Source organism: Candidatus Gracilibacteria bacterium (genome assembly GCA_041658685.1).
Classification (GTDB): domain Bacteria; phylum Patescibacteriota; class Gracilibacteria; order UBA1369; family UBA12473; genus JBAZZS01.
This window is the reverse complement of the sequence record JBAZZS010000002.1, coordinates 212593-226189: the sequence shown is the minus strand read 5'-3', so window position 1 is coordinate 226189 and position 13597 is coordinate 212593. Positions and strand designations below refer to the sequence as shown.

14 protein-coding genes and 5 tRNA genes are annotated in these 13597 nt (G+C 45.3%); 8 read left to right on the top strand and 11 right to left on the bottom strand.

Annotated elements, in window-relative coordinates; translation table 25 throughout:
- Positions 1-28: 28 nt before the first annotated feature.
- Positions 29-847 carry a hypothetical protein gene (locus tag WC882_03490; protein ID MFA5842705.1) on the top strand — a complete coding sequence of 273 codons (819 nt, stop codon included), beginning with the start codon at positions 29-31 and terminating at the stop codon, positions 845-847.
- A 60-nt stretch (positions 848-907) separates the two neighbouring features.
- On the opposite strand, the gene WC882_03485 is transcribed toward WC882_03490, so the two are convergent.
- Positions 908-1087 carry a hypothetical protein gene (locus tag WC882_03485; GenBank protein ID MFA5842704.1) on the bottom strand — a complete coding sequence of 60 codons (180 nt, stop codon included), beginning with the start codon at positions 1085-1087 and terminating at the stop codon, positions 908-910.
- Here WC882_03485 and WC882_03480 point away from each other — a divergent pair.
- Positions 1023-1676 (top strand): RluA family pseudouridine synthase, encoded by a 654-nt coding sequence (locus tag WC882_03480; protein ID MFA5842703.1) that lies wholly within the window; start codon positions 1023-1025, stop codon positions 1674-1676. The two genes, WC882_03485 and WC882_03480, sit on opposite strands and share 65 nt — an antisense overlap.
- On the opposite strand, the gene efp is transcribed toward WC882_03480, so the two are convergent.
- The gene (gene efp, locus WC882_03475; GenBank protein MFA5842702.1) at positions 1673-2239 is read right to left on the bottom strand and encodes an elongation factor P; all 567 of its coding nucleotides are present in this window, start codon (positions 2237-2239) and stop codon (positions 1673-1675) included. The genes WC882_03480 and efp overlap by 4 nt on opposite strands.
- Positions 2240-2369: 130 nt before the next feature.
- On the opposite strand from efp, the gene WC882_03470 reads away from it, so the two are divergent.
- Both WC882_03470 and dcd read left to right on the top strand, forming a co-directional pair.
- Positions 2370-2936 (top strand): redoxin domain-containing protein, encoded by a 567-nt coding sequence (locus tag WC882_03470; GenBank protein ID MFA5842701.1) that lies wholly within the window; start codon positions 2370-2372, stop codon positions 2934-2936.
- Positions 2937-2946: 10 nt separating this feature from the next.
- Positions 2947-3489, top strand: a complete 543-nt coding sequence (gene dcd / locus WC882_03465) for a dCTP deaminase (protein MFA5842700.1) — start codon at positions 2947-2949, stop codon at positions 3487-3489.
- Position 3490: 1 nt separating this feature from the next.
- Here dcd and WC882_03460 read toward each other — a convergent pair.
- Positions 3491-3567 (bottom strand) — tRNA-Pro (locus WC882_03460).
- 155 nt (positions 3568-3722) lie between these two features.
- Here WC882_03460 and WC882_03455 point away from each other — a divergent pair.
- On the top strand, positions 3723-4682 hold the full coding sequence (locus WC882_03455; GenBank protein ID MFA5842699.1) for a hypothetical protein: 960 nt from the start codon (positions 3723-3725) through the stop codon (positions 4680-4682).
- A gap of 123 nt (positions 4683-4805) precedes the next feature.
- Here the strand turns inward: WC882_03455 and WC882_03450 are convergent.
- The 7 genes from WC882_03450 to murB all read right to left on the bottom strand — a co-directional run bounded on the left by WC882_03450 (position 4806) and on the right by murB (position 11235).
- A tRNA-Pro gene (locus tag WC882_03450) sits at positions 4806-4882 on the bottom strand.
- 64 nt (positions 4883-4946) lie between these two features.
- Positions 4947-5023 (bottom strand) — tRNA-Pro (locus tag WC882_03445).
- A gap of 56 nt (positions 5024-5079) precedes the next feature.
- Positions 5080-8205, bottom strand: a complete 3126-nt coding sequence (locus WC882_03440; protein MFA5842698.1) for a hypothetical protein — start codon at positions 8203-8205, stop codon at positions 5080-5082.
- A gap of 3 nt (positions 8206-8208) precedes the next feature.
- Positions 8209-8535 carry a hypothetical protein gene (locus WC882_03435; GenBank protein ID MFA5842697.1) on the bottom strand — a complete coding sequence of 109 codons (327 nt, stop codon included), beginning with the start codon at positions 8533-8535 and terminating at the stop codon, positions 8209-8211.
- A gap of 69 nt (positions 8536-8604) precedes the next feature.
- Positions 8605-9063: a hypothetical protein gene (locus tag WC882_03430; protein ID MFA5842696.1), complete on the bottom strand. Its 459-nt coding sequence runs from the start codon at positions 9061-9063 to the stop codon at positions 8605-8607.
- A 722-nt stretch (positions 9064-9785) separates the two neighbouring features.
- The gene (locus WC882_03425; protein MFA5842695.1) at positions 9786-10199 is read right to left on the bottom strand and encodes a pilin; all 414 of its coding nucleotides are present in this window, start codon (positions 10197-10199) and stop codon (positions 9786-9788) included.
- A gap of 121 nt (positions 10200-10320) precedes the next feature.
- Positions 10321-11235, bottom strand: coding sequence for a UDP-N-acetylmuramate dehydrogenase (gene murB / locus WC882_03420; protein MFA5842694.1), 915 nt, complete (start codon positions 11233-11235; stop codon positions 10321-10323).
- 84 nt (positions 11236-11319) lie between these two features.
- Between murB and WC882_03415 the strand changes: the two genes are divergently transcribed.
- Both WC882_03415 and WC882_03410 read left to right on the top strand, forming a co-directional pair.
- Positions 11320-11394, top strand: a tRNA-Thr gene (locus tag WC882_03415).
- Between the two features lie 74 nt (positions 11395-11468).
- Positions 11469-11553 (top strand) — tRNA-Tyr (locus WC882_03410).
- Positions 11554-11602: 49 nt separating this feature from the next.
- Here the strand turns inward: WC882_03410 and WC882_03405 are convergent.
- Positions 11603-12241, bottom strand: a complete 639-nt coding sequence (locus WC882_03405) for a hypothetical protein (GenBank protein ID MFA5842693.1) — start codon at positions 12239-12241, stop codon at positions 11603-11605.
- A gap of 91 nt (positions 12242-12332) precedes the next feature.
- Here WC882_03405 and murA point away from each other — a divergent pair, with 91 nt between their 5' ends.
- Positions 12333-13595 carry a UDP-N-acetylglucosamine 1-carboxyvinyltransferase gene (gene murA / locus WC882_03400; protein MFA5842692.1) on the top strand — a complete coding sequence of 421 codons (1263 nt, stop codon included), beginning with the start codon at positions 12333-12335 and terminating at the stop codon, positions 13593-13595.
- Positions 13596-13597 lie beyond the last annotated feature (2 nt).

Sequence of the window (13597 nt, the reverse complement as noted above, 5' to 3'; positions counted from 1 at the left end):
TTGCCCAAGTTCAATAACTTTTTCTCATATGCGTTTTGAAGATATAAAAGATTCATTCAGGATTGATATGGTTGAAACAACGCGTGGATGTCCGGAAGGATGCAGGTCTTGTGCCGTGCATGATCGCCCCACAAAAGTACAAGCTTTAACCAAGGGGAAAATAAGAGGCAATATTGAGGGGATTGTAGGTCTTTTTAATCCCTATGTTACAACTCACATAAACACAGAACCCTTGCGAGGAGATAACTTTCCTGATTTCGCAGAGCTTGCCTATGAATTAAGCGGGGGCAGGTCAAGCGTTATAGCGATCAGTCATGGAGTTAGAGCAGGAAGTAAAAAAATGCGCCAAAGACTCGAGAAAATCGTTCAGTTAATGAAGACCGACGTAATCCCGCTTTTTATTTTATCTATGGATTTTGCACGACAAGGATTAGATGAGGAGCAAACCTTAGAGTCTTATCTGGAGACCATAGGGATATTACGAGAAGCCTTTGGATGCGCATTGGTAACGGTTTCATTGCAAGGAGAAGAAAGCGAAAATAGTCCACTTTATATCGGGAAAACTCGTCAGCTGTTTGCTGAAGCAATACAAGATTTAACTAAAGAAGAAAGAGAGTTGCTTAGGATCCATGAGCGTGGTTATACAAAAGTCGGCGTAGCGCAGGTACGAGAATCCGAAGATTGTGATGTCATTCCGGATCCTGACTTTGTTAGAGACCACGTCCCACAAGATCACCAATGGAGAGGTTTGGTCACATTTGAAGGAGAAATATTGGCACAAGCAAATCGCCCAGGGAGAACTTATGGGGATAGTGTTATAGGACCGTGGAAAGAAGTGGAATTTTAAAGTTTTGGGAAGAAAATAATTTTTCAGGTTAGCTCGCCGTACCGGTACGGCGATTTTAGATTAAGCCGCCTCCTCAGGGAGCGATTTTTTTGCTTCCCTCTGCATTTCATGCTTATCTGTTGGCATGAAAAGACCGCCGATTCCAATCTTGTACCAAGATGAGCACCTTCTCATCGTGAACAAGCCGCCGCGCATCGCATCCGTGCCGTCTCCGGGGATTTTTTTGAATTCCACAGTCATGGGAAAAGTTCAAAACGAAAACATCGACCCCCAGCACGGAAAACCTTATCTGTTGCACCGCCTCGACTACGACACGTCCGGGATTCTTTGTTTTGGAAAACAGAAAAAAGATCGCCATGAATTGGAGGCGATTTTTAAAGGTCCGGCAAAAACCGACTCGATTCAACATAAAGCAACCACTCATAAGCGGTACCTCGCTCTTGTGATGGGCATCCCAACAGGGGAGGTGATCACCAAACCATTGCCCGGCCGCACGTCTTCCGAGAAAATTTCCGCCCAAACGTATTACAAAGTGCGTCAAATCTTTAAAATTCCGGGGCTCATGTGCGCCTTGGTGGAAGCGGAAATCAAGACCGGGCGCAAGCATCAGATTCGCCAGCACTTCGCGTCTATCGGCCATCCCGTGGCCCTGGACATCAAATACGGCAATCGGCCTTTCAATCGCAGGTTCAACAACATTTTTCACATGGGCCGCCAATTCCTCCACGCCGAAACCCTGATTTTTTATCATCCTTTCCTCAAAAAAGACATCACCGTGACCGCGCCGCCGCCTCCGGATATGAAATTTGTATTGAAAAGGTTGGGCTAACTCTGCGCTCGTTCCACATATTCCCCGGTATCTGTGTTCACGCGAATCATTTCGCCCTCATTGATAAATAAAGGCACTTGAACCACGAGGCCCGTTTCCAGTGTGGCGGGCTTGGTTCCTCCTTGGGCCGTGTCTCCTCGGACCCCGGGCATGGATTCAATCACTTTTAACGTCACTTTGGCAGGGAGTTCAACCCCGATCGTCTTGTCCTCGTACTTGGTGATGATGGCTTCTTCTCCGTCTTTGAGATATTGAATCCCGTCGCCCAACATCGAAAGAGACAATTGGAATTGGTCGTAGGTCGTATTGTCCATGAAATAAGCGAAATCCGCATCTTTATACATGAATTGGGCATTTGCTTTTTCAATCTGTGCCAAATCAAAGGCTTCACCGGCAATATAAGTTTTTGCAATCACTTTTCCGGAAATAAGCCCACGCAATTTGGTGCGCATCACAGGCTTGCGTTGCGCGGTGCGCATGAAGCTGTTTTCAAGAATGAGACAAGGTTCGCCTTCATGAACCACAACGCGTCCTCGGCGGAGATCGGTGATGGATTGAGCCATACGGAAAAGTTAAATACTAAAACACGAAACAAAGAATACTGAAAAGAGCTGGTAGGGTCAATGAAGAAAGTGATATGATAACCTATCAAAATTCAATCTTTTAATCCCATTCATTATGGAAAATTCAGAAATGAAAGTCGAGATCGGCCTTCCCATTCCCGAGGGAGAGTTTGAGGTCTATCACAACGACGCATTCGGTAAAGTAAAACTCTCCGATTATCGAGGAAAATGGTTGGTGCTTTTCTTTTATCCCGCGGATTTCACGTTCGTTTGCCCCACCGAGCTTCAAGAACTGGCTCAGCATTATGAGGAATTCAAGGCTCTGGGCGTGGAAATTCTCAGCGTGAGCACAGACACGGTTTTTGTGCACAAAGCCTGTCACGACCATTCGCCGGCTATTAAAACACTGCAATTCCCCATGGTGGCGGATCCCACCGGAACTCTGGCCAAAACATTTGGCGTGTATATGGCAGGGGAGGGACTGGCTCGCCGCGGAACCTTTATCATGGATCCGGAAGGCGTTTTAAAAGCTTATGAAATCCATGACAACACCATTGGTCGCAGTGCCGCGGAATTGTTGCGAAAAATTCAAGCCGCTCAATTTGTAAGGGAGCACAATGGCGAGGTGTGTCCGGCCAGTTGGAAACCCGGCGCCGCCACCTTAAAAGCCGGGATTGATTTGGTGGGTAAAATTTAAAAAAAATTCAATGATTCTTTCCGATAAAACACTCAAAAAAATGATCCTGGAAGGGGGCCTCGTTGTGAAGCCTCTTTCCGAGGATTCCATTCAACCTGCCTCGATCGATTGTCGTTTGGGGGGCCATTATTTGCTCATGGAGCACACCCACATGGAGTCCATTACCCTCGACACGGAAATCCCTTATCGGGAAATCGAAGGGGATTCGATCACGATCCCGCCGCATTCTTTTCTTTTAGCTACCACGCAAGAATACATTGAGCTTCCCAATGACCTCACCGCTTTTGTGGAAGGGAGGAGTTCGATTGGTCGAATCGGGCTTTTTATCCAAAATGCGGGATGGGTGGATCCGGGATTTAAGGGCACTATTACGCTAGAGCTGTACAACGCCAATTCGCTTCCCATCAAATTGCAAAAAGGCCGACGCATCTGTCAGTTGGTGTTTTGCAAAATGGATCAGGCCGCGGAAACGCCTTACAACGGAAAATACCAAGGCCAAACCAAGGCCGTGGGGAGTCGTATTTTTGGAGATCGAGAACTGGGGAAATTATAACTGGTCGGGGTGAGAAGACTTGAACTTCCGACCTCAGCGTCCCGAACGCTGCGCGCTAGCCAACTGCGCTACACCCCGATAAAAGCGGACTGATCTTAGCAAATCAATCCATGGGTGGCAATCACAAGAAAAAAGATTCGCGCCTCTCGCTAACTAAGTTACATAGTATTTTGATCGCGAATTGATAGTAATGTATAATTTAAAAGGTTCAATTTTTTTAATACTTTTTTCTTATGAGCGAAGCCAACAAAATCTTTTTAAAAGTGGGCCGAAGTTTATTTTATCTTTTGTTGATTTATCTTTTTATCCTTCCGGTTATTGTGTTTTTGGTTGCCGGGTTAGATGTTCTTGAAAATGTTTCCGGCTTTTTTCCGCTTCTCCTCGTTATCAACGGGTCCCTTGATAGCATCGTTTCGATCTCCGGAGGGCTTGTTGCCGGATTATTCATCGCTTCTTTTGTTTTATTTTTCATCTTAAGGCGTTTAATAGGGAAAAAGCTTGAATTCACGATGGGGTATTGTTGGCCCATCTTGTTGTCATTAGTGTTTGCCGTAATTTCGATCATGGTCGTAAATACTTATCTATACTCTTCCCCCTCCAGTGCTTGGGGCAACTGGTCCCAAGAAGCCATTACAAAAAACGATCCTGAAATTTGCGTGAAAAAAGTGGATGCTTATTATCAAAGATACTGCCTGTCAAGCGCAGCCATGGAAACCAACGATGTGGCTTTTTGTGAAAAAATCAATGAAATAGAAGATGAAGAGGCCGATGGTGCTTATTGGGCGGATTCATGCAAAACAGGGCTGACGCTGATGGAAAATATTTCAAAGAAATTTTGTAATACCGAATACGATTATGGCTGTGTGCTCAAGGTGTGCGAAAACGAATTATATGATGTGAGAACCGAAGGGAAAACCGTTTTTCCTTGTCCCGATGCTGTTGAATCCGGTTATTTGGATTCTTACATAGGAGGGTTTGATAAGTATTCTAAAGGTTTTGCCGCCTTAACCGACAACATAAGTTTATGCGATCTTTTTGAGGGGGCGCCGAATGCTCAGGAAAAAATCGAAAGATGCCAAGCTTCCGTGTATGCGGAGGAGGCTAAGGCAAAATCAGACGTGGCGTTGTGCGATAAAATAAGTGACGATTATGACTGGAGTGCCGATCTTGAAGAAACCTGCTTGAGCTTATAAAGAAACTTTAGAAAAATGCCGCGCTTCGGTTTCGCAGTAAAATCAGCTCCCTTCGCGGCGCGGTGCGACGCTGCGGGAGTGAAATGCGGGGAGAAGAGAAAAAATGCAAAACATTTTTTCTGCTGGTCGGGGTGAGAGGACTCGAACCTCCGACCTCCTGGTCCCAAACCAGGCGCGCTAGCCAACTGCGCTACACCCCGATAGAAATGATGAAAAAAAGAAAAATGCAGGGAGAAGAGAAAAAATGCGAAGCATTTTTTCTTCTGGTCGGGGTGAGAAGACTTGAACTTCCGACCTCACGCACCCCATGCGTGCGCGCTAGCCAACTGCGCCACACCCCGACGTAAAGGGAGTATACGGGAAACAAACAAAGAGCTCAAGGGAAGGGATTTCGCCTTTAATTTACAGGCGCCGGAAGAGTTTTAGCTCTTTGATCCAGTAATTCTTTGATCGATTTTTCGGCCTTGAGGTCAGTCAATAATTTTTTATTGGCTTCATGCGCCTCTTTTTCTTTCGGGGAAGGTGTTTCTGTCTGAGCTTTTTCCAGTAAGGTGATAGCTTTTTGTTTATCGGCTGCTTTTCGTTCCGGCGATGTACTTGCTTGCGCTCGTGCAAGATAAAGATAAGCCAAGGTATTAACGATATGAGAGTCTCTTTCGGGGGATTGGATAAGCGCCTCATATTTACTCAAATCAGTAGCCCAATCAATAGGTTCTCCGCGCAATGCGGGCTCGGTGAATCGGGTCCAAAGATAAGCATTTCCCACTTCTGAACGAAGTTGTGTGGCCGGTAAACCCGGAACATTTTCCAGTGCATTTATATTATCGGCAATAAAAGAGAAATTTTCAGGGGAAAATTTGCCTAAATCAGGAATTTTTTCTCCCGGTCGAACAGGTAATTGAGACCATGTTTGGGCCAAATCTTTTCTCTGATCTAATAGAGGAATAAGTTCTGAAATATTATCGTAGTCTTTGTGTCCTTTTTGCGTAAATTCACGGATCCTAAAATGAGAGCCATCTTCAGCGAAAAGAATAATGGAACGTAAAAGATCGTAATCTTGATCTCCGATTTGGCAACTTATAGCTAAGTCATTAAGGGAATAGCTTGTCCCCAGTATTTCTTTTGACGCATTCTTGAATTCTTGCTCGGTTTGGCCGTTCTTGGTGCAAGGAGATAGTTCGCCATTGGATTCAAGACGGTAGTACGTGGACCTTGTGGGATCAGAGGTCGGATATTTTGCGATTTTAAGGTTTCCTTTTTCCTCAAAAACAAATTCTTTCCCATTGTGAGAGCTAAAATAGCGATTTCCTTCATTTGTTTTAAGGTAAGAACCGGAAGGCACGAGAGTACAATCGACGTAAGTTCCCGGAGGAGTCTCAACAACATGCAGGTTTTCATTGGAGACATCTCCCCAAATGTTTTTTTCTTGAGGTTTTGAATTCCACAAGATTCTTGAGTGTCCTTCTTGCACAACTAACCGATAAAGGCGATCTGCAGAGGTGGTAAATTCAGGAGTTGAAGAGGTGAGTTTGGATAAAATATTAAGATCGGTATCGGTAATTTCATTTTTAATCTCCGAATCAAGACCGGAATCAATATTTATGGGTCCTGCTTGACTCGTTTCGATGTTAGAGAGTTTTCCCTCCTTCTGAATAGCGGGAGCAGGGGACGGCTTTGCCGGAGGGAGAGTTAATCCATCCGAGGTCACTAAATAAACCTTTTGAGTGCCTTTTTCATCCGTGGTGGTAAGGGTAAGGGGACCCTTCTCATCCTTTGTAGAAAAATTCATTCGTGTCCCTTGGGGAAAAGGATAATTGGCAGGCGGAGATTTTTCAGAAAAAACCAAAAGAGTTTGATATTGTTTTGCTTGGGGATCTTGCCCGATTTTTTCGAGTTGGATTTTGACGCCGGATTTCACAAGTAATTCTTGCGTTTTGGGAGAAATGGGCCCAAGACCTACCGGCTGGTCAATGATAATTCTTTTCAATAAATCTTCATGAGGTTTTTCCCCTTTCTTTTCCGTTTCTTTGGCTGGCGCTTGGGCAGTTCCTTCTTCTGTGCGATCTTGAAACCGCTTAGCGATCCAGTGTCCATTTTTGCCACCTTTTTCTTCCCATCGAATAATGTAATCCTCGGGATTGCCGTGATCCTCGCGGATGCGATTGACGAGATCCTCACGGGATTCACCCTTATAATCGGGGTGGCTCGACGGATGTTGGGGGTCATCAAGTCTGCGATCATCTTTTCGTTCCTCTTTACGATCTTGTCTTGCGGCAACTTTATCGATATGTGCATCTTGGCGTGCAACAGCATCTCTTTTCAGTCCAAGCGTTTCTTCATGTTGGCGAAATTGTTTTTTGAGGGTTTTTTGAACGTCTTTTCTTTCAACGAATTCGCGCATGGCATCCGCCACCGCTTCCTCGATGGTTTTTCCTTTAAGTGAAATGGAAATGGAATCTTCGGAGAAAGAAGAGGCGGTCGTAACCGCTTCGCTATCCGGGAGCCCCTTCACCTTAAGTGCAAAATGAGCGTTTAGTTTTTTTTCTTGTAGGTCATTAGGATCGGGATTAATGCCAAGCCTTGCTCCCACAAGTTCAACATACGAGCCTTTTCCTCCCATCCCGCCCGCAGTATCAAAAAAAGCATTATGAAGAACGGTCCCGGCTTTCGAAAAATGATCGTCAAAAAGATTGGGACCATAGGCTCCTTCAGTCGCTCCATACCGGATGCCTTGAGTGGAATCGGTCAATCGTTGGTATTCTTCCAAGGCATTCACAACAGATTCAAGGGCGCGTAGTTTCATTAAAGGGTCTGCGTTTTGTTTCCGAGAAACATCACTGCGATCAATGCGTTGTTTAAGAAAAGTCGGGAGGGATTGATATGCTGAGAAAAGGTCGAAATTTTTACCCCCCATTTTTTCTAATGTCTCATTTTTGCGGATTTCGAGGGCTTTCATTTTTGTCTCAATGGAATCGGGAGGGGTAGAGGTGACTTTTTTGAGAGAGGGAGCAAGGAGGGGGGCGCCAGGGGCTAAAGTTGAAGTTATTGTCGCGGAAACCGTAGAGGCAGTCACTGCCTTCAAGAGTGTTGAATCGGGGATAGTTGATGCTGTTTTTTGCAAAATACGATCCAAGCGTTGGTCCACATTGGCTTGAAGCGCTTCGGTTTTTAAAAGGGGGTCCGTTGAGACTGCCTCAAGCGCTTTTGAAAAACCATCATGCATTCTTTGCGCTTGGTTGTGCAGTTCTTGGAATTCGGTTCCTTGAGGCGTAGCTTTTTGAGGATCCACACTGCTTAAATTTTTTTCAAGCGTGGTGATGGCAAGTTTAAGCGCTTGAAGCTTACCTTCCACTTGTTTGAGTTCTTTTGCGGCTTCTTCAGGGGTAAGAGGAGTTTCTTTAAGGGGCGCCGATGTTTCTCCCGCTTCTGGAGGAGGGGGTGCCTTCTCTGTTTCACCAAAAACCCTCCTCGCTTCCGCGATTCTCCACCCTTCCCACTGATTGAATAGACATCGCAACAACATGGCTTAGGTTTTATCAAGTTCGGAAAGCAAACCGGAGAGAGATTCTTCTTCGTCGGCCTTATCTTTGGATTCAATGGAACGCATGGCCGCCGGGATCGTATGCGCATTGAAGTCACGAATTTTTAGGTTGTAATCGTTTGCAAGGGCGGTTTTTTTTGCCGCATCTTCTTGCATAATTTTTTCATAATTGCCTTCTTCCTCCTTAAGAACCGCTAAAATTTGTTGAATTTGCGCCTCACTCAATTGAGGCTCGGAAGCCAATAATTTTTGACGCATTTTATCGGTCAAAACTTTGGAATTTTGGATCGCGATTTGGAGGAGGGAGGCCATACAAAAAATAATCCTTAAAAAATCTTATAATTATACGCCTTTTTGAGGAGAAAAACAACACCCGGAAATTTATTCAACAAAAGGAAAAACCTGTTCAAATTCATTATCATTCTCGGGTTCTTTGTAAACCGTCAAATGATTCAGGGAAATAGGCTCACTCAAGTCCAATGTCATTGTCGTTAAATCACTCCCCCCTGTACAAGCCATACCCTCTTCAACCAAATAAATCATTATAAGATCTTCCTTCTTTTTTATGGAATCCACTTCCAAATCAGTGCAAGTATTTTGCGTAACCGTAATCGAAACAATATCGTTATCCCCGGATAGCACCACCGGATTCTTTTCGATTTCTTGATAGTGCGTTCTACATTCCTCGTCCCAAAAGCTACATATAAATTCAGTGTTTTGACTGACGATAGAAATGGTATTCGATGGATGGCCACAACCGGGGATGATCATAGAAATAAACAACAACCCCGTAGCCAAGCGAAATTTTAAAGGCAGGGACGGAAAGGATGATTTTTGCATGAGCCCATTATACCGCCCTCCAACGTTTAGCCAAAAGGCTCATATTGCACTCTGTGGCGCATTTGTTTACCCTAAAACCATGCTGAAATTGTATTCCCAACTCATCGGACTTCCCTTTTACCTCCTTGATGAAGAACAAAAAGGCGGAATTATTACGCAACTTATTTTAGACCCCGAGAGGGGCAATCTTGTGGCGCTCATCACTGTGGGAGGGCAATGGATCGCGGCCTTGGATGTGGCGCCGTTTAACGGAGAATATTGGGAAATTTCTTCCGGCGATGCCTTGTTGGAAGAAGGGGAATTGGTCCGAGTGATGGAAATTTCGGAGAAAAAACGATGGCTTATTCACAAGCCTGTGGTCACTAAAGATGGGGAATATTTGGGTCGAATTGACGATTTTGTGATGGAAATGGAAACCCTAACCCTTGCGCAATTGTATGTGACTAAGAAATTCCTTTTTTTAACCAGTGAAAAACGTATCATTCATCGGAGTGAAATCTTGGAAATCACGGAAAAATCCGTGGTTGTGAAAAATGACCGCATCGAGGCTCCGGAAACTTTAAAAGACTATTTTAAACTCAAAGAAAAGGTGGGGGCGCTCGAACCGTCGCAAATTAGGTGCCCCTTTCGCTTAAAAATGATTCAAAAGACCCCATTTCGCCAGAGCGAAATGAGGTCTTGATTTTGACAATCAAAATCCACTGTTTTTTTAAATCCGACGTTTAGGTGGAAGCCTGATCTCCGACTCCGGCGCCGATCACGGTATTTACGATGGCGTAAGAGAGAAGAATGACGACGATTCCAACCACCGCGTAGATCAAGATTTTTTTGGCTTTGCCAACTCCTTCATCATTGCCGGCGGATGTGACATAGAGAACACCTCCATAGATGATCATGAGGGTGGCCAAGAATCCGAGGAAATAAAGGAAGAAGTTAACCATGGTGCGAGCCAGGGTGCGGAAGCTGCCTTCGCCATTTGTGGCATCGGCAACGTTTTGGGGCACATCTTCGGTTGAGATGAGCTGAGCATGGGCGATGTCAACTGAGAACAAGTGAAGCGCAATAAGGCCGAAAGCCATGAGTCCGAGGACAATGGCACCTTGCTTCACCGTGGTCTTTGTGAGGGAGGAAACCATACAGTGGATTGTTAAAAATTAAATAATGAATAAATAATAATCGAGAGGTTTATATAATTATACTATAAAAAAGTTCTCTATACAACTCGAATGCGGGAGGACGGGTTGACTCCCGGGCAAGTTATGGGTTGTTTTTAACGATAATAACCTCCTCTTCCAGTGCGATTTGGAAACGGTCAAATACCGATTTTTTAACCTGATCACGAAGGGAAAGGAGGTCTTGTGCCGAAGCCATCCCGGTGTTGATAAAAAAGTTAGCGTGCTTGGGTGAAATTTGGGCGCCACCGACGCGAAATCCCTTGAGCCCGCATTGGTCAATGAGCAGTCCAGCCGGCTTTTCAGGGGAAGGATTTTTGAAAAAAGAACCGGAACTGAAGCCCGGAGGTTGTTTCTTGGCGCGTTCAGACGCGAACGAAGTGAGTGTCTGTTTCCCCGCATTATCAAGCGAAATGTCGGATTTTTTTCCTTCATGACTTCGATTTTTAAGCTTTAGGGTGACGCGTAAAACAATTTCATGCGTTTCTTTGAGTCGGCTCCAGCGATAACGAAAATTAAAATAATTTTGATCAACTTCTTTGGTTTTTCCGGAAAGGGGATCGTACAAAAGGGCACTTTCTACAAGTTGGGCCATTTCTTTCCCAAAGCAACCCGCATTACCGCAAACCGCACCTCCCAGAGTCCCGGGGAGGCCACTCATTTCTTCGAGTCCGGATAACCCTGCTTTTTCAGCCACTTTAAGGATGGAAGGCCATGTGGCTCCCGCCTCAGCGATGAGTCGGTCCTCTTTTATTTCAAGGCCCGTCATTTCCATTTTTATCACCAATCCACGGAATCCTTCATCCAAAAAAAGAACATTACTCCCGTTTCCCAAGACAAAAATACGACAGTTTTCACTTTTCGCTTCTGACGAAATTTTCAAGAAACTCTCAACATCTCGCGCTGAATAAAAATAATCCGCAGGTCCTCCCACACGAAACGTGGAATAAAGTTTAAGGGGGATCTGTTGTTTAACTCCGGGAAAATCCTTAAGTGCCATGGCTTATTCGTAGCGTTTTGGAGGGGAAAATGCAATCTTTGCTTGAAACTCCCAGGTAAATATGATTTTATTCTGTCGCTCTTTGCCGACATAGCTCAGGGGTAGAGCAATAGTTTTGTAAACTATGGGTCCTCGGTTCGAATCCGAGTGTCGGCTCCAGAAGGAATAGGATAAATATTTTTGCGAAATTGGGCGTTCTAATGTAGAACACCACTATCGGTATTTAAAATCACGGGCAGGTACCAAAGCGGCCAACTGGGGCGGACTGTAAATCCGCTGGCTCTGCCTTCGGGGGTTCGAATCCCTCCCTGCCCACCAGAAAAAATCGTTAAACGATTTTTTCGTATTCCCGAATTTTGCATTTTCTTTACTCCATCAAAATCGAACTCGCCGCCGCCTGGATCACTTCTTGGTCGATGATGAAGTTTTCAGGTTCGGTCATTAAGAAAAACACGAAATTCGCAGCCGGGTTATCTTTGTCCATGGTGAGATAAATCCATTCGGATTTGACCGGAGTTTCATTCCATGTGCCTTCATAAATTTCGAATTTAACATCATAATCCCCGATTTTTCCAACTCCTTCTTCCGCGAGAGTGACATTCACCGCCTTATATGATTCATCCAATCCGTAAGCGCGCCACATCACGAGCATGGTGGGATCGCTGTCTCCGGTCCGTTCGGCGGGAAGATACTTGATGTGTAAATCATCCGATTCCGTGGCCGCCCAATTCGTTGGATATAAAAAATGAAGCCCGAGAAGACTGCCTTTATAGAAATTAAATCCTTCGTAAGGGACGCATCCTCCATGAATTTGCTTGACGCATTGAGTCCCTTCGGCTTTATAACCGAATTCCGTGGTGTCAACAACGGGAACCGCGGATTCGTCCCCTTCGATTGGATTGTTTTCATCAAAAAGAGTGGGGCCTTGTTCTCCACCAAAACAACCACTCAACAGGAGGGCGAATGCTACGATGGAAAGCCCGAGAAGAAAAGTGGAACGTTTCATGAAGAAAAGGATTAAGGAGCTAAAAAACCTTAATTTAAAGGCGTGGCCAAGCATAACTTTTTTTATTCTTGAGATCAAGTATAATCCAATTATGCCCCAATTTATTATCCAAGGAGGAATCCCGTTGCAAGGATCCCTTCACATCCATGGGTCTAAAAATGCGAGTTTGCCGATTTTGGCCGCCACGTTGCTGACCGATGAGTCGTGCGTGCTTCATAATGTGCCCGATATTTCAGATGTGCATGCGTTCATCGATATTTTAAAAGGGGTTGGAGGGGAAGTGAGCTTTGAACAAGGAACGGTCCATGTTCGAACGGAAAAAATTAAAAATACTACGGCTTCGCCTGAATTGGTGAAGCACATGCGCGCTTCGATTTTGCTCATGGGGCCCCTATTGGCGCGTCATGGTGAAATTGAACTGGCTTTTCCGGGAGGCTGTGTGTTGGGCAAGCGGTCGATTCATGCGCACACGCACGCGTTCACCAAATTGGGGGCCGAGATCATTGAAAAAGAATTTGCCGTGCAAGCGCGACGAAAAAAACTCAAGGGTACCCACGTTTTGATGTCTGAAGCCAGTGTGACGGCAACGGAAAATGCAGTGATGGTCGCCGTATTGGCGGAAGGAAAAACCACGATTCATTGGGCCGCCATGGAACCGCACGTCCAGGATTTATGCCAATTTTTGGTGAAAATGGGGGCGAAAATTGAAGGGATGGGGACACATACTTTGGTGATTCACGGGGTTGAAAAATTACACGGCGCGGAATACACGGTAACCAGTGATTATCTCGAGGCCGGGACCTTGGCTTTGGCTGCGCTTTTGACGCGGGGAGAGGTGACTTTGCAGGGGATTGTTCCCGGACATCTGGATAGTTTTTGGCAGAAACTGGAGGAAGTGGGCGCGCGATTTGAAATCAAAGGGGATTGCGTGACATTGAAGCCCTTGCCAAAAGGAGAATACTTTAAACCGGTCGAGCAATTAAAAACCGCGGTTTTCCCGGGGTTTGCCACGGATTTGCAAGCGCCATTTTCCATTTTGCTCACGCAGGCTAAGGGAAAAAGTCGTATTTTTGAAACCTTATTTGAAGGCCGGCTCAATTATTTATCCGAGCTCGAAAAAATGGGAGCAAAAGTTGACCTCCACAACCCGCAACAAGCCACGATTTACGGGCCAACTCAATTGCAAGGCGCCTCGATCAAAAGTTGCGACATTCGCGCCGGGGCCGCCATGGTGCTTGCTGCGTTGGCCGCTCAAGGGACTACTCATATTCATGACATCGACTACATCGATCGTGGGTATGAAAAATTGGACGAGTGCTTGAGAAGTTTGGGGGCAAAAATCGAGAGGGAATAAAG